This is a genomic window from Streptomyces sp. NPDC004752, from assembly GCF_053601275.1.
The window spans coordinates 1-22,923 of the sequence record NZ_JBSGBN010000003.1 but is presented as its reverse complement, the minus strand read 5'-3'; the positions used below and the strand labels follow the sequence as shown (position 1 = coordinate 22,923).

Below are 22,923 nucleotides of genomic sequence, written 5' to 3'. Positions count from 1 at the left end.
GACACGCTCTACATGGTCGGCTGGTCCACGCTCATCGCCGTCGTCGGCGGGCTCCCGCTCGGCGTCCTGCTGGTCCTCACCGACCGCGGCGGACTGCTGCAGAACGTCGTCGCCAACAAGGTGATCGGGCAGATCGTGAACATCGCGCGTTCGATGCCGTTCATCATCCTGATGGTCGCGCTGATGAGCTTCACCCGCTGGATCACCGGCACGACCATCGGCCGCGAGGCGGCCATCGTGCCGCTCGCCATCGGCGCGATCCCCTTCTTCGCCCGGCTCGTCGAGACGGCCGTCCGCGAAGTGGACGGCGGACTGGTCGAGGCCGTGCAGTCGATGGGCGGCAACACCTGGACCGTCGTGCGCAAGGTCCTCGTGCCCGAGTCCCTGCCCTCGCTGATCTCCAGCACCACCACCACGATCGTCGCCCTCATCGGCTACTCCGCCATGGCCGGCACGGTCGGCGCCGGCGGCCTCGGCGACATCGCCATCCGCTACGGCTACCAGCGCTTCGAGACCCAACTGATGTGGATCACGGTCGGCATCCTCGCCGTCGTCATCTCGGTCATCCAGTTCGCCGGCGACTACGCGGCCCGCGCGCTGCACCGCCGCGGCGGCCGATCCGGGCCCGCGCCCCGGCTGCGGCTGCTCAAGGCGTCCACGCCCACCGGAAAGACCGGCTGACCGCGCACCACACCACCCGAACTGCCGCATCACATCACCCGAACTGCCGCACCACACCACCAGAACTCCCGCACCACCGACCGCGGGGCCGCTCCATCCTTAAGGAAAGGCACTTTTCGTGCGTAACACCGCCAAGATCACCGCCGCCGTCCTCGCCGCCGGAGCCCTCACTCTCGGGCTCACCGCCTGCGGCTCGGGCAATGACGACTCCTCGTCCTCCGCCGACACCAGCAAACCGCTGATCGTCGCCGCGAGCCCGACCCCGCACGCCGAGATCCTCAACTTCGTCAAGGACAACCTGGCGAAGAAGGCCGGACTCGACCTGGAGGTCAAGGAGTTCCAGGACTACATCGTCCCGAACACCGCGACCGAGGACGGCTCGGTGGACGCCAACTACTTCCAGAACCAGCCGTACCTCGACGACTTCAACAAGAAGCGCGGCACCCACATCGTGCCCGTCGTCACGGTGCACCTGGAGCCGCTCGGCCTCTACTCCCACAAGGTGAAGAGCGCCGACGCCCTGAAGAGCGGTGCGACCGTCGCCGTCCCGAACGACGCCGTCAACGAGGCCCGCGCCCTCAAACTGCTCGCCACCAAGGGCCTCATCACCCTCAAGGACGGCGTCGGCAGCGAGGCGACCCCGCAGGACATCACCGACAACCCCAAGAACCTCAAGTTCAAGGAGGTCGAGGCGGCCCAGACCCCGCGCTCCCTGGACGACGTGGACGCCGCGGTCGTCAACGGCAACTACGCCATCTCCGCCGGCCTCAAGCCCGCCAAGGACGCCCTGGTCCTGGAGTCCGCGAAGGACAACCCGTACGGCAACTTCCTCGCCGTCAAGAAGGGCAACGAGAAGGACCCGCGGGTGGAGAAGCTCGCCAAGCTGCTCACCTCGCCCGAGGTCAAGAAGTTCATCGAGGACAAGTACCAGGGCTCCGTCATCCCGTCCTTCTGACCGTCCTGCCGAGCCCGGACGGCACAGCGAGCCGACGCGCACGTCCACCGTCGCCGCGGCGGCCACCGCCGCGGCCCTCGGTCCCGCCCGGGGACACCGACCCGGTACCGGTCGTGCGGGCATGCCTGCCCCCTCGCGCACGCTCGACGACATGGCCGCGGCCGTCGTCGCCGACAACCACACGCCCAGGACCCGGGCCGCGGCCCCACCGGGGATGTCGTCCACCGCGACGTGAGGAAAGGCATCGAGGAGCAGCACCGGGGCCCGGTGCGGACCCCGTGGTGCGGTGCGCTGCTCCCATGCTGCATGCTGGGCAGTTCAGCAGGCCCAGTGGGCTCGTCCGAAGGTTACGGAGCGGCGCATGACTAGCACCTTCCCCAACATCTCCATCAGCACGGAGCGGTTGGTGCTGCGGCCCCTCGACGAGGACGATGTGCCCGCCCTGGCCGAGATGATGAACGACGAGCAGGTCGTGGCCTGGACCGACGTGCCTCAGCCGTTCACCGAGGCCCGCGCCCGCACCTGGGTCACCGGGTACGCGCCGGCCGAGCGCGCCGCCGGTCGCGGCCTCGGCCTCGCCGTCACCGAGTTCCTCACCCAGCGCCTGGTCGGCCTCGTCCAGCTGACCAAGACCAACTGGCGCATCCGCGCCACCGAACTGTCGTACGTCATCGCCCCCTGGGCGCGCGGCGAGGGCTACGCCGCCGAGGCCGCGCTGGCCACCGCCCAATGGCTCTTCCGCGACCAGCAGTTCGAGCGCGTCGAACTGCGCACCGCCGCCGGCAACACCGCCTCCCAGCAGGTCGCCCAGAAGATCGGCTGCATCAGCGAGGGCGTGTTGCGCAACGCCTGCATAGCCCGGGTCCGCACCGAGGACGGCACCTGGACCGACCTGCGCACCGACTTCATCGTGTGGAGCCTGCTCCCGGAGGACCTGGAGGGCGCGGGCGAGCAGCTCGCCGACACCGGCGGTTTCACCTCGTTCTCCGACTGGAACTGACCCGCACGGGGCCCACGGCCTCCGCCCCGCCACGCGCGCCCGAGGGCGCCACCGGGTACGCTCACGGAGCCCGTGTGCGGGCCCCGCTCCCTGACGATCCGCGAACAACACTGGAGACTGACGACGATGGCCGACCGGGTCACGGTGATCGGCTGGGACGGCTCGCCACTGACCGTGGCGGCGCGCTCCGCACTGGGCGCCGCCACCCTCGTCGCGGGAGCGGCCCACCACCTGGCCCTGCCCGAGGTGCCGCCCACCGCCGAACGCATCCGCCTCGGCAGCGTCGCCCTGGCCGCCCGGCGCATCGCCGCCCACCGCGGCAGCGCGGTCGTGCTCGCCGACGGCGACCCCGGCTTCTTCGGGGTCGTACGGACCCTGCGCGCACCCGAGTTCGGCCTTGAGGTGGAGGTCGTCCCCGCCGTCTCCGCCGTGGCCGCGGCCTTCGCTCGCGCCGGCATGCCCTGGGACGACGCCCAGGTGGTCGTCGCACACAGGCGTACCCTGCGACGCGCGGTGAATGTTTGCCGCGCCCACACCAAGGTCGCCGTGCTCACCTCACCCGGCGCCGGACCCGCCGAACTCGGCCTGCTCTTGGACGGAGTGCACCGCACCTTCGTCATCTGCGAGGAGCTGGGCACCGAACGCGAGCGGGTCACCGTCGTCACCTCCGACAAGGCCGCCGACCACGCCTGGCGCGACCCCAACCTCGTGATCGTCATCGGTGGTCCGGCCGGCGCGGCGGAGAGCGGCGGATGGATCGCCGGCCGTGACCCGGGCCAGGGCCCGCGCGGCTGGGTCCAGCCCGACGAGGCGTACGGCGGCGGACTCGGCGAAGGCGAGAGGGATCTGCTCCGGGCCGCCCAACTGGCCCGGCTGGGACCGCGCGTCGGCGACCTGGTGTGGGACATCGGCTGCGGCAGCGGCGCGTTCGCCACCGAGGCCGCGCGCGCCGGTGCCGCCGTCATCGCCGTCGACCGGGACCCCGGGGCGTGCGCCCGCACCGAGAACGCCGCCCGCGCCTTCGGGGTCCAGCTCCAGATCGTGCACGGCACCGCCCCGCACATTCTGGAGAACCTCCCCGAACCGGACGTCGTCCGGGTCGGCGGCGGCGGAGCGGCCGTGGTCTCGGCGGTCGCCGACCGCCGCCCGCAGCGCATCGTCACACACGCCGCGACCCGGGACACCGCCGAACTCGTCGGCCGCGACCTGACCGAACACGGATACCGGGTCGAGTGCGCCCTCACGCAGTCCGTCGAACTCGACACCAGGGCCTGGACGGAGACGGAGCGGAGCGTCGCGTTCCTGCTCACCGGGGAGCTTCCGGCGCGCGAAATGCCTCGTTGACCGGCGCGTGCGCCCCCTGACGGATCGCGCCCTGTGATCCTGTTGTCGTACTGCGCGCGGTAGGCTGGCCGATCGTTGTACCACGCCAGGCGGCCCGGGGGTTCGTTCGTCAATGTCCGGAAAACACGCCCGTTTTGGGGCGGGTGTGGTACGGCACAGCCGGGGGACGCGCAACGTGGCGCAGTCCACAGCGGGCTGTCGCGGATCACGCTGTCGCGACGGTGGAACGGCCGGGACAATGCCACCGAATGGCTTTGTCGCCTTTTCCGGGCGGTCGTTCGTGCCGCTGGGCACGCACGCTCGTTCTTCACTGCGGGCGGTCGGTGCGCCGTTCCGGGTGAGCTGGTCGTAGGAGCACTAACCGATGGGCGAGGGGTACGCATGACGGACACCGGCCAGGTCCCGAGCGAGGGACTGCCGGAGAGCGCAGCCATGGTGGAGCAGCCGGGCGTTCCCGCGCACGGCGCGTACCACTACCTCTCCGATGCTCCCGCCCATGTCTCCGACGCTCCCGCCGAGGACGAGGACCTCCTGCTGCCGGGCGCCCAGGGCGCCTGGGGCAACGAAGTGCCCCCGCCCGCCCCGGAGCCCGTCTTCGAGGCCGTCCACGAGCCGGGCCCGCACGAGTTGGCCGGCCGGGACAGCGGGTCCGTCGACCTCGGTGGCGTCCGGCTGCCCGACCCCGCCCCCGTGCCCGCCGCGGCGTCCCCCCTCCTCTCGGCCCCCGCCGTCCCCTCGGCCGCGCACGACCAGGCCGCGCCCGCGACCCCGCCCCGGCCGCTGCACCTCGGCCCGCCGATCCCCGACGCCTCCGCCAGCCCGGTCCGCTCCCTCGCCGACCGCGGTCCTGCGGGCGCCCCGGTGCGGCATCCGGGGCCGCCGACGACCGGCCCCGAGTACCTCGACGTCCAGCCGCTGCGCGACCTGGCCCCGCAGAGCGCGGTGCCGTGGGGCGCGCCGCAGGCGCCGCCGGCCCAGGCGGGCGGGCGGCCCGCGACCGTCGTGCCCCGGCTCGCCCCGGGCGCGGTCGTGGCGGGCGGCACCGGCACGGCGGACCACAGGGTCCAGGCGGCGGGCCCCGCCCCGGCGCAGGCCCCGGCCCCGTCGGCGGTGGGGCAGGCAACCGGGCAGGAGCCGCACGGACCGGCGGACGCGCAGGTCGGGCAGGGGCCCGACGGGGCGTACAGCGCCGAAGGACCGGCCGTCGAGGCCGCCAACGGACCGCTGGCGCCGGGCGGTCCGGAAGGCGGCCACGGTCCGGAGAACGGATACGGCCCGGAGAACGGATACGGCCCGGAGGGCAGCCCCGTGCCAGACCCGGCGCCGACCTCGACGGCCGCCCCCGGGCCGGACGGGACGCTCGGTGCGCAGGCCGTCCTCGCGGCACCGGACGCGCCGCTTCCCGAGGGGGCGACGGCCCCGGAGCCCGCCCAAGCCGCCGTGCCCCAAGAAGATCCGGACGCCGCCCAGGGCGTGCAGGCCGGGCCCGAGGACGGTGTCCAGGCCCCGTCCGCCGAGGCACCGCCCATCCCGCAGGCCCCGAACATCCCGCAGGCCCTGTTCGCGCCCGAGGGCGCCCCGCCCGTCGATCCGGCGCAGCCGGTCGCGCAACTCCCCGAGGCCGACAGGCTCCAGCCGACGGTTCTCGCCGCCCCGCACGTCCAGGAGGCTCCGGCCGCCGGGCCCCAAGGCGCGGTTCCTGTGCCGCCCGTTCCGCCCGTGGCCGGTGCGGTTCCCACGGCGCCCACCGGCGACGGCACGCCGGTGCCGGTGGCTGGTGCTCCGGTGCCTGTTGGTGGTAGCACGACGCCCGCGGCCGGTACCCCGGCGCGCATCGGCGACGGTACGCCGACGCCCGCGACTGGTACCTCGGCGCCTGCGGCTGGCACCTCGACGCCCGTGACTGGTACTCCGGCGCCCGTAGTTGGTACCCCGACGCCTGCGGCTGGGACCCCGGCGCCCGCAGTGAGCAGTGCGGCGCCCGCCGCCTCGCAGTACGCGGAGGCGGATCCCGCCGTACCGGCCGAGGGGGCACACCCCGGGCAGGCAGCCGAGCGGACGCCGGCCGCCGGGCTCGTCGCGGACCACGTGACCGACGGGTCTCAGCCGCACGCCGGGCAGGGCCCACAGCAGCAGGCCCAGCCGCAGCCACCGACTCAACCGGCCGCCGAGACCGACCAGTCCGGCGCTGCCCCCGTCGGCCCGGCACCCCTCGCACCGGAGGACCCGGCGGCGGACGGCGGGCCCGCGCCCGCCACTCCGGCGCACGAGGCGGGCGGGCCGCAGGCCGGTCCGCACCCTCACGAGACCGCCGAGCCGCCGCAGGCCGTACCCGACCCCCAGACCATGCCCGGCGCCCAGGCCGTACCCGACCCCCAGGCCGTACCCGGCGGCGAACCGGCGGCCGTGCCCGCCGAGGCCGTCCGGCCCGAGGAGATCCTGGCGGAGGCGCCGAACGAGCCCGTGACCGAAGCGACCGCCAACGCCGCTCCCGCCGTGCAGGCTTCAGGCAACGCCGCTCCCGCAGCAGGCGCTCCCGGACTCGACGCGTCCGCCAACGGCGCTCCCCCCGTGGACGCTTCCGGCGCCGCCGCTCCCGCAGCAGGCGCACCCGGCATCGACGCTTCTGCCAACGGGGCGTCCGCCAACGACGCTCCCGCCAACCGCGCTCCCGCCGTGGATGCTCCCGGCATCGACGCGTCCGCCAACGGCGCTCCCGCCGTCGACACGCCCGAAACCGTCACGCCCGAAACCGTCGTTCCCGCCGCCGACGCTCCCGGCGAGCAGACGCCCCTCCCCGGCACCGTCGCGGGCGCCTCGGACGCGGAACAGACCCTGGGCCGGTTCGTACCGGTCGACGGCACGGTGCCGACCACCCCGCACCTCGCCCCCACCCCACCACGGCCCCTGGTCCTGCCCGCGCAGGACCAGGGCAAGCCGCAGCCCGCCCCGGCGGCCCCGCAGGGGCCCGTCGCCTCGGTCCCCGGACCCCGCGAGGCCGAGCCGGCGCAGGACGCCCTCGATCTCGTCCAGCAGGCGGAGGACCTGGAGACCAGGGCCGCCGACCAGGAGGACGGCACGCCCGCGCAGACGCGACGGCCCGTCGGCCCGGCCGCCCCCGGCTACGAGGACGCCGAACGCGAGGCCGTGCTCAAGGTCATGCGCGAGCGCCGCGACATCCGCAACGGCTTCCGCGGCGACCCCATCCCGCACGAGGTACTGCTGCGCGTCCTGGAGGCCGCCCACACCGCGCCCTCCGTCGGCCACTCACAGCCCTGGGACTTCGTCGTCATCCGGTCCGCCGAGACCCGCCGCACCATGCACGAACTGGCCATGCGTCAGCGTGACGCCTACGCCAAGTCGTTGCCCAAGGGCCGGGCGAAGCAGTTCAAGGAACTGAAGATCGAGGCCATCCTCGACACCCCGGTGAACATCGTCGTCACCGCCGACTCGACCCGCGGCGGCCGGCACACCCTCGGTCGGCACACCCAGCCGCAGATGGCGCCGTACTCCTCCGCGCTCGCCGTGGAGAACCTGTGGCTCGCCGCCCGGGCCGAGGGCCTCGGCGTCGGCTGGGTCAGCTTCTTCGACGAGCGGGAGATGGTCCGCGCCCTCGGCCTGCCCGAGCACCTGGAGGTCGTCGCCTACCTGTGCGTCGGATACGTCGACGAGTTCCCGGACGAGCCCGAGCTGATGCGGTCCGGCTGGTCCAAGCGTCGCCCGCTGTCCTGGGTCGTGCACGAGGAGACCTACGGCCGCCGCGCACTGCCCGGCGAGGACCCGCACGACCTGCTCGCCGAGACCGTCGCTGGCATCCGCCCGTTGGACGCCAAGGCGCTCGGCGAGGCATGGGAGCGGCAGAAGCGGATGACCAAGCCCGCCGGCGCGCTGGGCATGCTGGAGATCATCTCGGCGCAGCTGTCCGGCCTGTCCCGGCAGTGCCCGCCGCCGATCCCGGAGCCCGCCGCCGTCGCGATCTTCGCCGGTGACCACGGTGTGCACGCCCAGGGCGTCACCCCCTGGCCGCAGGAGGTCACCGCCCAGATGGTGGCCAACTTCCTCGGCGGGGGAGCGGTCTGCAACGCGTTCGCGGGCCAGGTGGGCGCCGAGGTCTGCGTGGTCGACGTGGGCGTCGCCACCGATCTCCCGGCCACGCCCGGTCTGCTGCCCCGCAAGGTCCGGGCCGGCACGTCCGACATGACCACCGGCCCGGCGCTGACCCGCGAGGAGGTCAAGCAGGCCATCGAGGTCGGCATCGAGACCGCCCGCGACCTGGTCGCGGCCGGCAACAAGGCGTTGCTGACGGGTGAGATGGGGATCGCCAACACCACGGCCTCCGCCGCCCTGATCGCCGTCTTCACCGGCGCCGACCCGGCCGAGGTGACCGGCCGCGGCACAGGCATCAACGACGAGACCCTGGCCCGCAAGACCGAGGTCGTCCGCCGCGCCCTGGAACTGCACCAGCCGGACCCGGCCGACCCGATCGGCGTGCTTGCCGCGGTCGGCGGCCTGGAGCACGCCGCCATCGTCGGCCTGCTCCTCGGCGGCGCCTCGCTGCGTACGCCGGTGATCCTGGACGGTGTCAGCGCGGGCGCCGCAGCCCTGGTGGCCCGTGCCATCGCCCCCGAGGTCCTGGCGGCCTGCATCGCGGGCCACCGCAGTGCCGAGCCCGGCCATGTCGCCGCCCTGAACAAGCTGGGCCTGCGCCCCCTGGTCGACCTCGACCTGCGGCTCGGCGAGGGCACAGGGGCGCTGCTCGCCCTGCCGCTGGTGCAGAGCACGGCACGGGCGATGCACGAGGTGGCGACGTTCGATTCGGCGGGAGTGACCGAGAAGTAGCGCCGCGGGAGCACCCGTAAAGCGGGCACCGCCGACCGCGGTGGTCCGATGCTCGCGACCTTGGTGGTCCGCAGTTCGGGACCGCAGCGGTCCGGCGCCTGCGACCGCAGTGGTCCGGCGCCCGCGACCGGGGTGGTCCGGCGTTCAGCTGCCGGACCACCCGCGCGGGCCGCCCCGTCCGCGTCTTAAAATCCGCACGTCAGGGTCGCTCCGGAGCCGTAGCGCGCCCATCGCACCGCCCGCACGAGGAGCGTCCCTCATGGCCGAACACCCCGCCTATCCCGTAGGTCTCCGCCTCTTTGGCCGTCGCGTGGTCGTCCTCGGCGGCGGCCAGGTCGCCCAGCGCCGTCTGCCGGCGCTCGTCGCGGCGGGCGCGGACGTCCTCCTCGTGTCCCCCGAGGCGACCCCCTCGGTCGAGGCCATGGCGGACGCCGGGGAGATCACCTGGGTGCGGCGCCCGTACGAGGACGGCGACCTCGCGGACGCCTGGTACGCCCTGATCGCCACCAGCGACCCGGTGGCCAACGCCGTCGCCTCCGCCGAGGCGGAGCGGCACCGTGTCTGGTGCGTCCGCTCCGACGACGCGGACGCCGCCACCGCCTGGACCCCGGCCACCGGCCACAGCGCGGGCGTCACGGTCGCCGTCCTCACCACCGACGCCCGCGGGCGCGACCCCCGGCACACCGCCGCCATCCGTGACGCGGTGGTCGAGGGCCTGCGCGACGGCACGCTGGTCGCCCCGCACCACCGCACCCGCACCCCGGGCGTCGCCCTGGTCGGCGGCGGACCCGGCGACCCCGACCTGATCACCGTGCGCGGGCGCCGGCTGCTCGCCGAGGCGGACGTGGTCATCGCCGACCGCCTCGGCCCGCGCGACCTGCTCGCCGAACTCCCGCCGCACGTCGAGGTGATCGACGCGGCCAAGATCCCCTACGGCCGCGCCATGGCCCAGGAGGCGATCAACGAAGCCCTCGTCCGGCACGCCCGGCAGGGCAAGTCGGTGGTCCGCCTCAAGGGCGGCGACCCGTTCGTCTTCGGCCGCGGCATGGAGGAGGCGCAGGCGCTCGCCGAGGCCGGCATCCCCTGCACGGTCGTCCCGGGCGTCTCCAGCTCGATCTCGGTGCCCGGCGCGGCCGGCATCCCGGTCACCCACCGGGGCGTCGCCCATGAGTTCACCGTGGTCAGCGGCCATGTCGCCCCGGACGACGAACGCTCCCTGGTCGACTGGCCGGCGCTGGCGAGACTCACCGGCACGCTCGTGGTCCTCATGGGCGTCGACAAAATCGGGAAGATCGCCGAGACGCTCGTCGCCCACGGGCGGTCCCCGGACACCCCCCTCGCCCTGGTCCAGGAGGGCACGACGGCGGCCCAGCGCCGGGTCGACGCGACCCTCGCCACCGTCGCCGAGACCGTCCGCGCCGAGGACGTGAAGCCGCCCGCGGTCATCGTCATCGGCGAGGTCGTCGCCGTCGGCCCGCGCTCTGCCGGGTGAGCCCGGAGCGGGCGAACACACCTCCCGAGTACCGTGGGCACTCCAGAGTAACCGTGGGTAAGAGAACCCTTCCCGAGCCGTTGGCACCGCACCCAGGACAAGGCAGTATCACTCCGTGGCCGATCGCATCACCGTCGAGGACCCCGACGACCCCCGTCTGAGCGACTACACGGGCCTGACCGACGTCGAACTGCGCCGCAAGCGCGAACCGGCCGAGGGACTGTTCATCGCCGAGGGCGAGAAGGTCATCAGACGGGCCAGGGAAGCGGGCTATGCGATGCGCTCGATGCTGCTCTCGGCCAAGTGGATCGACGTCATGCGCGACGTGATCGACGAACTCCCCGCCCCCGTGTACGTGGTCAGCCCGGAACTCGCCGAACAGGTCACCGGCTATCACGTGCACCGCGGCGCCCTCGCCTCCATGCAGCGGAGGCCCCTGCCCAGGGCGGCCGAACTGCTGCGCTCCGCCCGCCGGGTGGTGGTCATGGAGTCCGTCAACGACCACACCAACATCGGCGCGATCTTCCGTTCGGCCGCCGCACTCGGCATGGACGCGGTCCTGCTCTCCCCGGACTGCGCCGACCCGCTCTACCGCCGCAGCGTCAAGGTCTCCATGGGCGCGGTGTTCTCCGTGCCCTATGCCCGCCTGGACACCTGGCCCAAGGGTCTGGAGTCGGTCCGCGAGGCGGGCTTCACGCTGCTGGCGCTGACCCCCGACGAGAAGGCCGAGTCCCTCGACGAGGCCGCCCCGCACCGGATGGAGCGGGTGGCCCTGATGCTCGGCGCCGAGGGCGACGGACTGTCCACCCAGGCCCTGGTCGCCGCCGACGCATGGGTCCGCATCCCCATGTCCCATGGCGTCGACTCCCTCAACGTCGGCGCGGCGGCAGCGGTCGCCTTCTACGCCGTCGCCACCGGCCGCCCCCGCGGCTAGCCCCGCTCCCCGAACTCCCGCCCCCAGCCTCCGGCCAGGAGCGCGCCCCCCAGCCTCAGCCCGGAGGCGTCCCAGCCCGCGACGCCGTGCACGCTCCCCCAAGCTCTCGCGCCGGGGGAGCCCCACTCGCCGCACCGGACACAGACCCACCCAGCTCCCGTACGAGAGTCGCGCCCGGCAAGCCGAGAGCACGTTCCCCCGAGGTGCTCGGCTCCGCTCGACCGGGGGGACCCCGACGATGCCGCAGGTGGCTCGCCCCGCGGGCGAACGACGCGAGTGGGACAACAGGGCCTAGAACACTACCGGGCCACGGTGTCCGGGTGCCGGGACCGGGGCGCTCCCGTCCCCGACGCCCGGTGGCACCGGTCGCTCTTTCGCGCCGACCACGCTCCCACCGCCGCCCAGGCCGCGCGCGGGCCCCTGACAGCCCTGGGCCAGCGCGATGCCGAGCGCGACCAGCAGGGTCACCACGACGAACACGAACAGCCGTTGCCGCAGCAGCCGCGGATTGGCGGGCCGCCTGCCGGTGCCCGTGGGGCGCGGCCCGGGCCGTCCCGCACCACTACGCGGCGCGGGCCTGCTCCCGCTGCCGGACCGGGTCGTGCCGCGCGACGCCGGAGTCGGCCGCGCACCGCGCGGCCGCACGGCGCCCCCGCGCGACGGAATGCCGCCCCGCGCGGGAGCCCCGCCACGCGGAGGCGGGGTACTGCCCTGTGCGGGAGCCCCGCCGCGCGGGAGAGAGGTACCGCCCTGCGAGGGATGCGGACGGCGCTGGGTTCGCTGCGGCTCCGGATAGCTCTCGGTGAGCCGCCCGGTCGGCCGGTCCACCTCGGCGGTGCGCGGCGAGGGCGGCCGAACGTCGGTCAGGCCCTTCGCCTCGCGGGCCGCGATCTCCTTGAGTCGCAACGACAGTTGGAGCGTGCTCGGCCGCTCCTCGGGGTCCTTCGCCAGGCAGGCCCGCACGAGCGGGGCGAGCGCGTCCGGTACACCGTGCAGCTGCGGCTGCTCGTGCACCACGCGGTACAGCATCACTTCCGAACTGCCGTGCCCGAACGGCGAGTCACCGGTCGACGCGTACGCCAGCGTGGCCCCCAGCGAGAACACGTCCGTGGCCGGCGTGACGGCCGCCCCGCGCACCTGCTCGGGCGCGAGGAAACCGGGGGAGCCCACTGCCGTGCCGACGTGTGTGAGCGTGGAGGCGCCGGTCGCCCAGGCGATGCCGAAGTCGATGATCCGCGGACCCTTCGGGGACAGCAGGATGTTGGACGGCTTCAGGTCCCGGTGCACCACGCCGGCCTCGTGCACGGCGACCAGGCCCTCGGACAGGGCCGCCCCGACGGCCGCCGCCTCGGCGGCCCAGAGCGGCCCCTCCTCGGCGACCTTGTCGTGCAGCGAGGGGCCCGGCACGTACTGGGTGGCGAACCACGGCCGGTCGGCGTCCAGATCCGCCGCGACGAGCCGCGCCGTGCAGCCGCCCCGGATCCGCCGCGCCGCGGAGACCTCGCGAGCGAACCGCGACCGGAACTCCTGGTCCTCCGCGAGATCCGGCCGGATCACCTTGAGCGCGACCCGTTGCCCCTTCTTGTCGGAACCGAGGTAGACGACGCCCATGCCGCCCGCGCCGAGCCGTCTGTGAAGCCTGAACGAGCCGACGACGCGCGGGTCCTCGCGCCTGAGGCGCATCATCGCCATGTTCATCCCCGCTGCCCGGTCCGTGTGACGGGGCACAGCTTACGTTTCCCCGGCCGCCCGCGCGCAGAGGCCGCGCCCTCTCGGCCCCAAGGAATGTCGGTGCCGGGCGGGAGACTTGAAGGGCGGTCAGGGATCGTGCGAGAGCACGGCCCTTGACCGGCCGGTGGCTCCAACCGACCTTCACAGAAGGGGGATTGGACCGGTGCAGGGTGACCGCGTGGAGACGGTCGTGGACGACGCGGACACGACGCGGACCTACGAGGTGGTGGCGAGCGGGGCGGGCCGCCGGGTGGAGACCGCGGTGCGCTGGGAGGCGGTGGAAGTGAGCGAAGTCACCCGAAGCGGCACGGTCGTACGCACCGCCCGTTTCCCGGCGAACCGAGCCCCCGCCCTGGTCGAGCAGCCGGTGCCGCGCGCCGACCACGAGAACAAATCGGAGAGACACGACCACTTTGGGTGCCCCCTCCGGGAAGACCCCGAGACCTAGGACTCTGTCTCCACCCAGGGGAGTACGCAACTGGTGATGGCTCATCCTCCCGTAGGCCCGTGAATCGATACGACGGCATGACGTCCTGCGAGCGTCGCTCACCTAGATTTGAGGTCAAGCGGCGGGTGCAGCACTCGTCCCCCGAGGTCAGACGCCCGCCGCTGCCAAGGACAACCAAGACGGTCAGGAGAGGGACCATGGCCCACACGGCACCGCGGACGCTGCTCCGCACACAGGGACGCGCCGCGTTCCGCGCCCGCCGACAGGGCCGCCGCCACCCCCTGGTGGCGACGCTCATGGCCCTTCCCCTGGCGGCCCTTCTCCTCGTGGTCTTCGACGGCTGGGAGACGGTGGCCACACAGGCGTCGTCCGTGGGTGTGATGCTGGGGCGCTGAGCGGCGACCCCAGGCCCGGAAGAGCGGTCCGGGCGGGGACATCCATCCATGAAACCCCGTGGGGACGGGGGTGCGGCGGACGGCACAAATGCCGGCGCAGCTGGGGAGCTGCGCCGGCATTGCTTTTGCCCGCACAACCGGCCCCGCCCCGCTCGCCTGACCGGCGTCGCCTCGCCCGTACAACCCCGCCACCCACCGAGCCCCGCCGCCCTCCGGCACCACGGCGCGCTGACCGGCCCGCGGACGAGCCCTTCCCGCAACGGATCCACGGATCAACGGTCCACGGATCCACGGATCAACGGTCCACGGATCCACGGATCCCGGCCTTCGTGACATCGCGGTACGGCCGCTTCGGCCCGACACGCGTACGGCCTCCGCGATCCGGGCGACCGCGTAGGCTCCTCGAAGCAGCCGCCGGCCCCGCAAGGAACCTTCGTGACCACACCCGTCCTGCCGCAGCTGGCCGCGAAGGCCAGGGGCGCAGCCCACCAGGGCGGGGCGCCGTGCGTCTGTGGCACGGCCGTCATTCTCGCCGACCGCCCCGACGCCACCGTCATACGGCACGCGGGCGTCGTCGCGAAGGCCCATGCCCCCGGCACCGACCGCACCGAACTGAACCTCCGTCTCGCCACCGCCGCCCACCTGCCGGACGTCTTCGTGCCCCCGCTCGGCACGCCACCGGCCACGCTCGGCGACCGCCTCGCGACGTTCTGGCCCTACGGCACCCCGGTCGACCCGCACACCCCCGACGCGGCGCCGTGGGAGCCGTCCGGCACCCTCCTCGCCCGCCTGCACCGGACCTCAGCGACCGGCGCCGTCACGGGGGCCCCGGGCGCGGCCCCCGTGCCACCCCCCATGCGCGGTCCGGTCAAGGCCGCCCGTGCGATCACCCGCCTGCGTGCCGCCCTCACCACCGGCGGCAGTCCCGCCGCACCCCCGGTCCTGCGCGCCTGGGCCGCCCTGCCCGCCTGGGCGCGCGCGGCGGCCCCCATGCCCGGCCCCGCCGCCCTGTGCCACGGCGACATACACCTGGGCCAGTTGGTGCGGCACCCCGCCCCGGACGGCCCGTGGCGGCTCATCGACGTGGACGACCTGGGCGTGGGCGTCCCGGCCTGGGACCTGGCGCGCCCCGCCGCCTGGTACGCCTGTGGGCTCCTCCCGCCCGACGCATGGACCCGCTTCCTGACCGCCTACCGCGCCGGCGGCGGCCCCGCCGTCCCCGCTCACGGCGACCCCTGGCCCGCCCTGGACGTCCCGGCCCGCGCACTCACCGCGCAGACCGCCGCCCTGGCGATCGCCAAGGCGCTGGCGGCGGACCGCCCGCTGGACGAGGTGGAAGTGGCCCTTGTCGACGCCTGTGCCCGAATGGACTGCACCCCCGGGGAGTTGACGCACGGATTCCCGACGTAGGCTGCAACCGGCCAGGGCCGGGCGGAGTCTGTCCTGGTGAACCGCGAAGCAGGACCGAACGGCGAGGAGTTGAGCCGACCATGCAGTGTCCGAAGTGCCATGCGCCGATGCACACCTACAACCGCAACGGCGTCCAGATCGAGCAGTGCAGCGGTTGCCGCGGCATCTTCCTCGACTACGGCGAACTGGAGTCGCTGACCCGCCTGGAGGCCCAGTGGACCCAGCCGGCCCCGCCGCCCCCGCCCGCCCCGCAGGCGTACCCGGCCCCGTCCGCTCCTGCCTGGGGCGCCCCGCAGGGCGGTCACGGACACTACGGCCACCATGGCCATGGCCACCATGGTCACAAGAGCTTCGGTCACATGCTGTTCTCCAGCTGAGCCCACCAAGAAGCCCCCGGCCGTACGAGACGGCCGGGGGCTTCGGCGTGTGGACGATACTGGGATTGAACCAGTGACCTCTTCCGTGTCAGGGAAGCGCTCTCCCGCTGAGCTAATCGTCCTCGGGACGTGACCGGGAGGTCACGGAACGTGCGTGCGCGATACTGGGATTGAACCAGTGACCTCTTCCGTGTCAGGGAAGCGCTCTCCCGCTGAGCTAATCGCGCGGGGATCCTCATGGATCCAGTGGACGATACTGGGATTGAACCAGTGACCTCTTCCGTGTCAGGGAAGCGCTCTCCCGCTGAGCTAATCGTCCTTGGAGGTGGAGACGGGATTTGAACCCGTGTAGACGGCTTTGCAGGCCGTTGCCTCGCCTCTCGGCCACTCCACCAGGAGTGTAGGGGATCACGGCGACCCCCTGTTCCTTCGAGCGGACGACGAGGCTCGAACTCGCGACCTCAACCTTGGCAAGGTTGCGCTCTACCAACTGAGCTACGTCCGCTTGTCGTTTCGGTCGGCCTCGGCGTCCCGGCGACGTGTTGAACTCTAGCGGATTCCGGAGCCAGCACAAAAACGCGTTTGCGCAGCGTGCTGCCCTGCGCTCACCGAACGGCATGGTCAGGACACCCACGGGACATGCCCGGGTCGCCCTCGGGACACCCGCCCTAGACTCGACAGCGTGCCCCAGCTGCCCCCGCTCGCCCGCTTCGGCGACCGCGTCGCCACCGGTCTACTCGACGTCACCGACGACCCCGGGGCCCTGGACTCCACGGGCTTCTGGGCGGTCTGCGCGGACTTCGAGGGCCGACTGACCTGTGCCCGCTTCGCGGACGTCCGAGCGGAGCCGGTACCGGCCCCGGTGCCCGGGGGGTGGCGGGGACCGGCGCCACGGGAGTGGACGTCGTCCCTGGACCACGCCGCGTACACGGCGGCCGTGGCCCGGATCCGCGAGCACATCGCGGCCGGCGAGGTCTACCAGGCCAACCTCTGCCGGGTACTGTCCGCGCCCGTCGCCCCCGACACCGACGTCGACGCCCTGACCGCGCTGCTCGCCCGGGGCAACCCCGCGCCGTACGCCGGAACGATCCGGCTGCCCGGCCACGGGGTGGAGATCGCCACCGCCTCGCCCGAGCTGTTCCTGCGCCGCGACGGAGCGCTGGTCGAGTCCGGCCCGATCAAGGGCACCGGACGCACCGAGGCGGACCTGCTGGAGAAGGACCGCGCCGAGAACGTGATGATCGTGGACCTGGTCCGCAACGACATCGGCCGCGTCTGCGCCGCCGGCAGCGTGACGGTGCCCGATCTGTGCGCCGTGGAGAAGCACCCGGGTCTCGTCCACCTGGTGTCCACGGTCCGCGGGGAACTGCGCGCGGGTGCCGGCTGGCCGCAGCTGCTCGCCGCCGCGTTCCCGCCCGGCTCGGTGACCGGCGCGCCCAAGTCGAGCGCGCTGCGGATCATCGAGGCACTGGAGACGGCACTCCGGGGGCCGTACTGCGGCGGCATCGGCTGGGTCGACGCGGATCGGGGCACCGGCGAGCTGGCCGTGGGCATCCGCACCTTCTGGCTCGACCGGTCCGGCGCGCCCGGGGCGACGCTGCGCTTCGGCACCGGCGCCGGCATCACCTGGGGCTCCGACCCGGAGCTGGAGTGGCGGGAGACCGAGCTGAAGGCGTCCCGGCTGCTCGCGATAGCGTCGGGGACCTACGACGCGAGCGGGGAGGAATCCTGACGTGAAGATCTGGCTCGACGGTGGCCTGCGGGACATCGAGTCCGCCCGGGTTTCCGCCCTGGACCACGGACTGACCGTGGGCGACGGTGTCTTCGAGACGGTGAAGGCGGTGCACGGCAGGCCGTTCGCGCTCACCCGGCACCTCGAACGACTGACCCGCTCCGCGCGCGGCCTCGGCCTGCCCGAACCCGACCTGGACGAGGTCCGCCGCGCCTGCGGTGCCGTCCTGGCGGCCGACCCGGTGCCGCTGGGCCGGCTGCGCATCACCTACACCGGTGGCGAGGGCCCGCTCGGCTCCGACCGCGGGGACCGGGGCCCGACCCTGGTGGTCGCGCTGGGCGGGACCACCCGGCGCCCCGACTCCACCGCCGTCGTCACCGTCCCCTGGACCCGCAACGAGCGCGGCGCCCTCACCGGCCTGAAGACCACCTCGTACGGGGAGAACGTCGTCGCTCTCGCCCGCGCCGTCCGACAAGGCGCCTCCGAGGCGCTGTTCGCGAACACGGTCGGACGGCTCTGCGAGGGCACGGGCTCGAATGTCTTCGTCGTCCTCGACGGCGAGCTCCACACCCCGCCGCTGGCCTCCGGCTGCCTGCCCGGCATCACCCGCGCGCTGACCGCCGAGTGGACCGGCGCGAAGGAGACGGACCTGCCACTGGATGTGCTGGAGCGCGCCGAGGAGATCTTCCTGACCTCCACCCTGCGTGACGTCCAGGCCGTGCACCGGGTCGACGGCCGTGACCTGCCCGGCGCGCCGGGCCAGATGACCGCGAAGGCCATGCGGATCTTCGACGAGCGGTCCGGGGCCGACCTCGATCCGTAGCGGCGGCGCATATTGGGCTGACGCAGGGCGCCGCGCAGGGTAGAAATCCCGTGATGACCACGACCCTGCGGCCGACCGGGCCGCTCCAGCATGCCGCGGACGGGGCGCTGTCCCGGCACTTCCAGGTGTGTGTGAACGGCCGCCCCGTCGGCGCTGTGCACCTCGCCACACACGAACTCTTCGGGCCCTCCGTGGCCCGGATCGCCGAGCTGGGCATCGCCGAGCCGGACCGTGGCCGTGGCCGCGGCACGGTGGCCGCCCTCGCCGCCGAGGAGGTCGCGCGCGGCTGGGGCTGCGAGCGCGTCGAGATCACGGTGCCCGCGGCGGCCGGGCCCGCGGTGCGGCTGGCCACGGCGCTCGGCTACGTCCGGCGCAACCGCCGGATGCGCAAGCAACTCGGCGATGTGCCGCCCGAGCTGCCCGCGGGCAGCCGCGCCAGGCCCATGACCGAGGCCGAGTTCGGACCCTGGGTCGAGAAGGCGGTCGACGACTACACGCACAGCTGGATCGAGCGCGGTGTGCCCGCGGACGCGGCGCGGGCCAAGGCGGAGCGGGACTACGCGCAGGCCCTGCCGGACGGCCCGGCCACCGCGGACACCCTGCTCAGCGTCCTGGAGCACGAGGGCGCCAGGGTCGGCACCCTGTGGCTGTCGGTCGCCGGTGACCGGGCGTATGTCTACGACGTGGAGACCGACGAGCGCTACCGCGGGCGCGGCCACGGACGCGCCCTGATGCTGCTGGCCGAGGCCCAGACGATGGCCGCCGGACAGCGCGTCCTCGCCCTCAACGTCTTCGCGGGCAACACACCGGCCGAGCGGCTGTACGAGTCACTGGGGTACGAGACGGAGGAGTACTCGCTGTACAAGCACCTGCTCTGAGAGCTCCGAACAGAATGGGCGGACGGCGTGCGACGCCTGGCACGCACTCCCCCAGCCTTCGGCCGGGAGGTGCCCCCACGCGGCGTTGCCGAAACGCCCTGGTAGCTCCGCTACGAGGACCTTCCGGCGTCTTGCGATCGCACGCACCAGACGCCGCACGCTGATCGGACTCCCAATCTGTTCGGAGCTCTGAGGCACGAAGACCCGCTCGGCGACGGGTGGCCGCACGGCGACGGGTGGCCAGCTCCGCTCCCACGGCGCGAGGCCCTGCCGAGGGGGGTCAGTTCCGCGCGGACAGCAGCCGGTCGGCGATCTCCTCGATCCGCTCGCGCAGGCCCTCCTGACTCTTGCCGCCGTCGAGGCGCTCGCCGCCGATGACGTACGTCGGGGTGCCGGTCACCCCGATCGCCTTGCCCTCGGCCTGGTCGGCGTCGACGACGAGGATGTGCCGTCCGTCGATCAGCGCGGTGTCGAACTCCTCGGCGTCCAGCCCGAGTTCACGGGCAACTCGGACCAGCAGCGGCTCACCCTCGCGGTCCAGTTCCGCGACCTGGCGAAGGACCGCCTCGACGTACGCCCAGCCCTGCCCCTGGGTGAATGCCTCCTCGGCGGCCTGCGCGGCGGCGAAGGCATGCCGGTGCTTGTCCAGCGGGAAGTGCCGCAGCCGCAGCTCCAGCCGGTCGCCGTAGCGGGCGCGCAGGGCACGGATGTCGTCCAGGGCGGTGCCGCAGTCCGGGCACTGGAGTTCGCACCAGACGTCGAGCACGGGCACGGCGGCGTCGCTGGGCGCGGGGGAGGAGTCGCTCATGGACGTCAGTCTTCCAGGCGCGGCGTCCCCGGCCGAATCGGCGCCGTACGCGCGAGCGGCACCTGCGGAGGAGGCGACCCGGAGATGTCCCTGATCTCGGGCCGGGCCATGGCATCGCGGGGAGGGGACGGTGCAGGATGGAAGGGACGAAGCGCACACCGGCGCTTAGACCTGCCCACCCGAGCCCGCCAGGAGGACCGGATGATTGCCGAGACCGTCTGTTCCGCCGTGTCCGCGGTCGGCCTGGGGATCGCGGTGGTGACCGCCTACCGCAAGCGCTACCTCGCTGCCGCCCGCATCGCGGCCTATTCGCTCGTCCCCGTAGGCCTGGTGCTGACGGGTGTCGTCGGCTGGCTGGCCGATACGGCGTTCAGTCCGACGGCCTGGGCGGGCTTCGGTGTGCTGGGCGCCGCCTGGGCCCTGTCCGCGACCACGCGCGCGGTCGAACGCCGCCGCGGCGGCACCCGCGCGCAGCGGAAGGCCGCCCGTGGATCGCGGTCCGACGCGGTGGCCCCCGCCGCCTCGGCGCCCTCGCTGGGTCCGGCCACCCGCCCCGCGGCCCGGCCCGCGACCGCGCCCCGTGCCACCGACTCCTCGGACGATTTCAGCGACATCGAGGCCATCCTCAAGAAGCACGGCATATGAGCCGAGAAGCGCACGGCATATGAGCCGCGGCATCGGACATCGGCACCGGCGCCGAACCGACACAGTCCGTCGGGACCGTGCCCGAAAGTGATCATGAGCCGGGCGGAACCGAACCGGACATCACGGAATTCGACGAACTACCGCATATTTCGGGCGTGTTGATCGCGAACGGCGCCTCACCTGGGCCATCATCGCCCCCGAGATGCTGGACACGACACAGAGCGAGTCCGCGCCGCCGAAGGACGAGCCGCGCGGGTGCCTCTTCGCCCTTTCCCAGCCACCGCTGATGATCTTCCTGGCGGTGATCGGGTGTCTGATCCTCATGGCTGCGCTGCACGATCTGCTGTTGCTGTGAGTCGTACACGTCGGTCCCGGCGCCACCCGCCGGGGCGGCGTCGGCATCGGAGAACCGGCCGGGCGGTCAGCCCGTGGCCTCCTTGCGCCGGGCCCGGTACGCGGCCACATGCAGCCGGTTTCCGCAGGTGCGGCTGTCGCAGTAGCGGCGCGAGCGATTGCGGGACAGATCGACGAAGGCGTGCCGGCAGTCGGGGGCCTCGCAGCGCCGCAGCCGCTCCTGCTCCCCGGCGACCACGAAGAACGCCAATGCCATCCCGCAGTCGGCGGCGAGATGGTCCGCCACGGAGGCGCCGGGCGCGAAGTAGTGCACATGCCAGTCATAGCCGTCGTGGTCCGTGAGCCGCGGGGTCGTCCCCGCCGCCGCGACCAACTCGTTGATCATTCCGGCGGCGGCCCGGGCGTCCGGGGCCGCGAAGACCCCCGCGAACCGGCCGCGGACCTTGCGCACGGCCGACAGGTCGAACTCGGAGAGCGCCCCGACGTCGCTGATTTCGTGTTTTCGTACGAAATCCTTGAGTGTCGTGACGTCCGGCAGCCCATCCCGCGCCGCCTCGTCCTCCGGCACGGTGTTCACCAGATCCACCACGGTGTCGAGCGCGCACCGGGTGTCGTGGGTGATCAGCACGTTTCGCTCCCTGGCGTGAGGGCCGGGCGGGTGCCCGCCGATGCTGGCCGATGGTAGTTGGCCGGTAGCCGGAAGAACGGCTCCCCGCGCATCACGGTTCCCGCCGCCCGGGCCCCGCCGTACGGGCCAGGGCGCGCCGAAGCCGCCCCCGCGACGGCTCGCGGCGGCGGCTTCGGCCATGCCGTATTCGGTTGTCTTGGCCCGAGCCGTCTCCCCGAGTGGACGGCGCCGGGCTGCTTCGGGGGCGGCCTAGCTCTCCGCCAGGATGTGCGAGAGCTCCTGATCCAGGTCGAAGTGCCGGTGTTCCGTGCCGGGCGGCACGGCGGCGTCGGTTCGCTTCAGGAAGGATTCCAGGGCCCGCGCCGGGGCCTCCAGCAGTGCCTCCCCCTCCGGGGAGCTGAGGGCGATGCACACGACGCCCTGGCCGTGACTGCGGGAGGGCCAGACGCGGACGTCGCCGGTGCCGGTGGGCCGGTGCAGGCCCTCGGCGAGGAGGTCGCGGGCGAACACCCACTCGACGGTCTCCTCGGCTCCGGTGTGGAAGGTGGCGTGCACGGCGTAGGGGTCGGCCGTGTCGTACCGCAGGCCCGCGGGGACGGGCAGGGAGGACTCGCTCGACACAACGAGGCGCAGGTGCAGCTCGCAGCTGACCGTGGTGTTCATAAGCGCCAGGGCCTTTCGCTCAGTGTGCGCTCGGGGATTCGCACGTCGGCGAAATCGACATGCCACCTACGGTGCCGTTGTAAACCCCTCTGAGTGTTTTGCGTGTCTTTAGGTACCTCTTCCGGCCGAGAAGCCGAGCGGGGGCTACCACCATTCCGGTGACTGGTTTCACTCGGGTAGGGTTTGGTCGTATGAATACGGGGAGTGACGGATCCGGTGACGCCGGCATGGTCTCCGGCCTGGCCGAGGCGGAGTCGAAGACGGCGGGTGCTCCGCAGGAGCGGGGCCTCGGGTCGCGGGCGCCGGGGTTCATCAAGGCGCGCCGCGCCCTGCATCTGAGCTGGCAGGTCGGCGTCTTCGTGGTCGGCCTCGCGGTCGTGGTCGCCGGCATCATCATGCTGCCGCTGCCCGGACCCGGCTGGGTGGTGATCTTCGGCGGCATGGCGATCTGGGCGACCGAGTTCGTCTGGGCCCAGCTCGTGCTCCGCTGGACGAAGCGGAAAGTGACCGAGGCGGCTCAGCGGGCGCTTGATCCCAAGGTGCGCCGCCGCAACATCGCCTTGACGGTGATCGGCCTGGTGATCGTGGCCGCGCTGCTCGCGGTCTACATCTGGAAGTTCGGCGTCGTCATGCCCTGGACGATCAAGAACCAGTGATCCGCCGGGTGGGCGCCGTCCCCGGTCCCGGCGCCGGGCGCGTGCATACGAGAACGACGGCGGCCCGTCTGCTCAGTCGCAGACGGGCCCCCCGTGCGGGTGGGCGGTTAATGGTTGGAAACAATTACCG

The 22,923-nt window shown here is 73.3% G+C and carries 21 protein-coding genes and 5 tRNA genes; 17 read left to right on the top strand and 9 right to left on the bottom strand.

Going from position 1 to position 22,923, the window contains the following annotated elements:
* Window positions 1–12 precede the first annotated feature (12 nt).
* The 7 genes from ACWEKM_RS02155 to ACWEKM_RS02125 all read left to right on the top strand — a co-directional run bounded on the left by ACWEKM_RS02155 (window position 13) and on the right by ACWEKM_RS02125 (window position 11,245).
* Window positions 13–681, top strand: a complete 669-nt coding sequence (locus ACWEKM_RS02155; RefSeq protein ID WP_451619329.1) for a methionine ABC transporter permease — start codon at window positions 13–15, stop codon at window positions 679–681.
* 118 nt (window positions 682–799) lie between these two features.
* A complete protein-coding gene (locus ACWEKM_RS02150) occupies window positions 800–1,636 on the top strand; it encodes a MetQ/NlpA family ABC transporter substrate-binding protein (RefSeq protein ID WP_451619225.1) in 837 nt (278 codons plus the stop codon).
* A gap of 361 nt (window positions 1,637–1,997) precedes the next feature.
* Window positions 1,998–2,636, top strand: coding sequence for a GNAT family N-acetyltransferase (locus tag ACWEKM_RS02145; protein ID WP_451619224.1), 639 nt, complete (start codon window positions 1,998–2,000; stop codon window positions 2,634–2,636).
* Between the two features lie 126 nt (window positions 2,637–2,762).
* Window positions 2,763–3,980, top strand: coding sequence for a precorrin-6y C5,15-methyltransferase (decarboxylating) subunit CbiE (gene cbiE, locus ACWEKM_RS02140; protein WP_451619223.1), 1,218 nt, complete (start codon window positions 2,763–2,765; stop codon window positions 3,978–3,980).
* 381 nt (window positions 3,981–4,361) lie between these two features.
* Window positions 4,362–8,819 (top strand): nicotinate-nucleotide--dimethylbenzimidazole phosphoribosyltransferase, encoded by a 4,458-nt coding sequence (gene cobT / locus ACWEKM_RS02135; RefSeq protein ID WP_451619222.1) that lies wholly within the window; start codon window positions 4,362–4,364, stop codon window positions 8,817–8,819.
* 259 nt (window positions 8,820–9,078) lie between these two features.
* Window positions 9,079–10,311 (top strand): uroporphyrinogen-III C-methyltransferase, encoded by a 1,233-nt coding sequence (gene cobA / locus ACWEKM_RS02130; protein ID WP_451619221.1) that lies wholly within the window; start codon window positions 9,079–9,081, stop codon window positions 10,309–10,311.
* A gap of 115 nt (window positions 10,312–10,426) precedes the next feature.
* Window positions 10,427–11,245 (top strand): TrmH family RNA methyltransferase, encoded by an 819-nt coding sequence (locus ACWEKM_RS02125; RefSeq protein ID WP_451619220.1) that lies wholly within the window; start codon window positions 10,427–10,429, stop codon window positions 11,243–11,245.
* A 291-nt stretch (window positions 11,246–11,536) separates the two neighbouring features.
* Here ACWEKM_RS02125 and ACWEKM_RS02120 read toward each other — a convergent pair whose 3' ends face one another.
* Window positions 11,537–12,943 carry a protein kinase domain-containing protein gene (locus ACWEKM_RS02120; protein WP_451619328.1) on the bottom strand — a complete coding sequence of 469 codons (1,407 nt, stop codon included), beginning with the start codon at window positions 12,941–12,943 and terminating at the stop codon, window positions 11,537–11,539.
* Between the two features lie 196 nt (window positions 12,944–13,139).
* Here ACWEKM_RS02120 and ACWEKM_RS02115 point away from each other — a divergent pair, with 196 nt between their 5' ends.
* The 4 genes from ACWEKM_RS02115 to ACWEKM_RS02100 all read left to right on the top strand — a co-directional run bounded on the left by ACWEKM_RS02115 (window position 13,140) and on the right by ACWEKM_RS02100 (window position 15,606).
* Entirely contained in the window at window positions 13,140–13,424 is a 285-nt protein-coding gene (locus ACWEKM_RS02115; protein WP_451619219.1) for a hypothetical protein, read from the top strand.
* Window positions 13,425–13,621: 197 nt separating this feature from the next.
* Window positions 13,622–13,819, top strand: a complete 198-nt coding sequence (locus ACWEKM_RS02110; protein WP_451619218.1) for a hypothetical protein — start codon at window positions 13,622–13,624, stop codon at window positions 13,817–13,819.
* Between the two features lie 435 nt (window positions 13,820–14,254).
* The gene (locus tag ACWEKM_RS02105; RefSeq protein WP_451619217.1) at window positions 14,255–15,229 is read left to right on the top strand and encodes a phosphotransferase family protein; all 975 of its coding nucleotides are present in this window, start codon (window positions 14,255–14,257) and stop codon (window positions 15,227–15,229) included.
* A gap of 80 nt (window positions 15,230–15,309) precedes the next feature.
* Window positions 15,310–15,606 (top strand): TFIIB-type zinc ribbon-containing protein, encoded by a 297-nt coding sequence (locus ACWEKM_RS02100; protein WP_451619216.1) that lies wholly within the window; start codon window positions 15,310–15,312, stop codon window positions 15,604–15,606.
* 50 nt (window positions 15,607–15,656) lie between these two features.
* Here ACWEKM_RS02100 and ACWEKM_RS02095 read toward each other — a convergent pair.
* The 5 genes from ACWEKM_RS02095 to ACWEKM_RS02075 form a co-directional block, all read right to left on the bottom strand.
* Window positions 15,657–15,728 (bottom strand) — tRNA-Val (locus ACWEKM_RS02095).
* A gap of 33 nt (window positions 15,729–15,761) precedes the next feature.
* Window positions 15,762–15,833 (bottom strand) — tRNA-Val (locus ACWEKM_RS02090).
* A 20-nt stretch (window positions 15,834–15,853) separates the two neighbouring features.
* Window positions 15,854–15,925: transfer RNA gene (locus ACWEKM_RS02085), tRNA-Val, on the bottom strand.
* Between the two features lies 1 nt (window position 15,926).
* Window positions 15,927–16,000 (bottom strand) — tRNA-Cys (locus ACWEKM_RS02080).
* Window positions 16,001–16,038: 38 nt separating this feature from the next.
* A tRNA-Gly gene (locus tag ACWEKM_RS02075) sits at window positions 16,039–16,111 on the bottom strand.
* A gap of 177 nt (window positions 16,112–16,288) precedes the next feature.
* On the opposite strand from ACWEKM_RS02075, the gene ACWEKM_RS02070 reads away from it, so the two are divergent.
* The 3 genes from ACWEKM_RS02070 to ACWEKM_RS02060 are packed head-to-tail and all read left to right on the top strand — an operon-like array spanning window position 16,289 to window position 19,039.
* The gene (locus tag ACWEKM_RS02070) at window positions 16,289–17,338 is read left to right on the top strand and encodes a chorismate-binding protein (protein ID WP_451619215.1); all 1,050 of its coding nucleotides are present in this window, start codon (window positions 16,289–16,291) and stop codon (window positions 17,336–17,338) included.
* Between the two features lies 1 nt (window position 17,339).
* Window positions 17,340–18,161 (top strand): aminotransferase class IV, encoded by an 822-nt coding sequence (locus tag ACWEKM_RS02065; RefSeq protein ID WP_451619214.1) that lies wholly within the window; start codon window positions 17,340–17,342, stop codon window positions 18,159–18,161.
* 53 nt (window positions 18,162–18,214) lie between these two features.
* Complete coding sequence (locus tag ACWEKM_RS02060) at window positions 18,215–19,039, top strand: GNAT family N-acetyltransferase (protein ID WP_451619213.1); 825 nt, start codon at window positions 18,215–18,217, stop codon at window positions 19,037–19,039.
* 280 nt (window positions 19,040–19,319) lie between these two features.
* Here the strand turns inward: ACWEKM_RS02060 and ACWEKM_RS02055 are convergent, their stop codons facing one another.
* Entirely contained in the window at window positions 19,320–19,847 is a 528-nt protein-coding gene (locus ACWEKM_RS02055) for a DsbA family protein (RefSeq protein ID WP_451619212.1), read from the bottom strand.
* A 201-nt stretch (window positions 19,848–20,048) separates the two neighbouring features.
* On the opposite strand from ACWEKM_RS02055, the gene ACWEKM_RS02050 reads away from it, so the two are divergent.
* Together ACWEKM_RS02050 and ACWEKM_RS02045 are read left to right on the top strand one after the other, a co-directional pair.
* Window positions 20,049–20,492, top strand: coding sequence for a hypothetical protein (locus ACWEKM_RS02050; protein WP_451619211.1), 444 nt, complete (start codon window positions 20,049–20,051; stop codon window positions 20,490–20,492).
* A 202-nt stretch (window positions 20,493–20,694) separates the two neighbouring features.
* Window positions 20,695–20,847 (top strand): hypothetical protein, encoded by a 153-nt coding sequence (locus ACWEKM_RS02045; RefSeq protein ID WP_451619210.1) that lies wholly within the window; start codon window positions 20,695–20,697, stop codon window positions 20,845–20,847.
* Between the two features lie 66 nt (window positions 20,848–20,913).
* Here the strand turns inward: ACWEKM_RS02045 and ACWEKM_RS02040 are convergent, their stop codons facing one another.
* Complete coding sequence (locus ACWEKM_RS02040; RefSeq protein WP_451619209.1) at window positions 20,914–21,474, bottom strand: CGNR zinc finger domain-containing protein; 561 nt, start codon at window positions 21,472–21,474, stop codon at window positions 20,914–20,916.
* 249 nt (window positions 21,475–21,723) lie between these two features.
* Window positions 21,724–22,137, bottom strand: coding sequence for an SsgA family sporulation/cell division regulator (locus tag ACWEKM_RS02035; RefSeq protein WP_004002642.1), 414 nt, complete (start codon window positions 22,135–22,137; stop codon window positions 21,724–21,726).
* Between the two features lie 191 nt (window positions 22,138–22,328).
* Between ACWEKM_RS02035 and ACWEKM_RS02030 the strand changes: the two genes are divergently transcribed.
* Complete coding sequence (locus tag ACWEKM_RS02030; protein ID WP_451619208.1) at window positions 22,329–22,793, top strand: TIGR02611 family protein; 465 nt, start codon at window positions 22,329–22,331, stop codon at window positions 22,791–22,793.
* Window positions 22,794–22,923: the final 130 nt, after the last annotated feature.

Excerpts from the sequence above, each read along its gene's own strand:
- ACWEKM_RS02155 (WP_451619329.1), top strand. The coding sequence starts at position 13 with ATGGTCGGCTGGTCCACGCTCATCGCCGTCGTCGGCGGGCTCCCGCTC.
- ACWEKM_RS02145 (WP_451619224.1), top strand. The coding sequence starts at position 1,998 with ATGACTAGCACCTTCCCCAACATCTCCATCAGCACGGAGCGGTTGGTG.
- cbiE (WP_451619223.1), top strand. The coding sequence starts at position 2,763 with ATGGCCGACCGGGTCACGGTGATCGGCTGGGACGGCTCGCCACTGACC.
- cobT (WP_451619222.1), top strand. The coding sequence starts at position 4,362 with ATGACGGACACCGGCCAGGTCCCGAGCGAGGGACTGCCGGAGAGCGCA.
- cobA (WP_451619221.1), top strand. The coding sequence starts at position 9,079 with ATGGCCGAACACCCCGCCTATCCCGTAGGTCTCCGCCTCTTTGGCCGT.
- ACWEKM_RS02120 (WP_451619328.1), bottom strand. The coding sequence starts at position 12,943 with ATGAACATGGCGATGATGCGCCTCAGGCGCGAGGACCCGCGCGTCGTC.
- ACWEKM_RS02110 (WP_451619218.1), top strand. The coding sequence starts at position 13,622 with ATGGCCCACACGGCACCGCGGACGCTGCTCCGCACACAGGGACGCGCC.
- ACWEKM_RS02100 (WP_451619216.1), top strand. The coding sequence starts at position 15,310 with ATGCAGTGTCCGAAGTGCCATGCGCCGATGCACACCTACAACCGCAAC.
- ACWEKM_RS02060 (WP_451619213.1), top strand. The coding sequence starts at position 18,215 with ATGACCACGACCCTGCGGCCGACCGGGCCGCTCCAGCATGCCGCGGAC.
- ACWEKM_RS02055 (WP_451619212.1), bottom strand. The coding sequence starts at position 19,847 with ATGAGCGACTCCTCCCCCGCGCCCAGCGACGCCGCCGTGCCCGTGCTC.
- ACWEKM_RS02050 (WP_451619211.1), top strand. The coding sequence starts at position 20,049 with ATGATTGCCGAGACCGTCTGTTCCGCCGTGTCCGCGGTCGGCCTGGGG.
- ACWEKM_RS02045 (WP_451619210.1), top strand. The coding sequence starts at position 20,695 with ATGCTGGACACGACACAGAGCGAGTCCGCGCCGCCGAAGGACGAGCCG.
- ACWEKM_RS02035 (WP_004002642.1), bottom strand. The coding sequence starts at position 22,137 with ATGAACACCACGGTCAGCTGCGAGCTGCACCTGCGCCTCGTTGTGTCG.
- ACWEKM_RS02030 (WP_451619208.1), top strand. The coding sequence starts at position 22,329 with ATGAATACGGGGAGTGACGGATCCGGTGACGCCGGCATGGTCTCCGGC.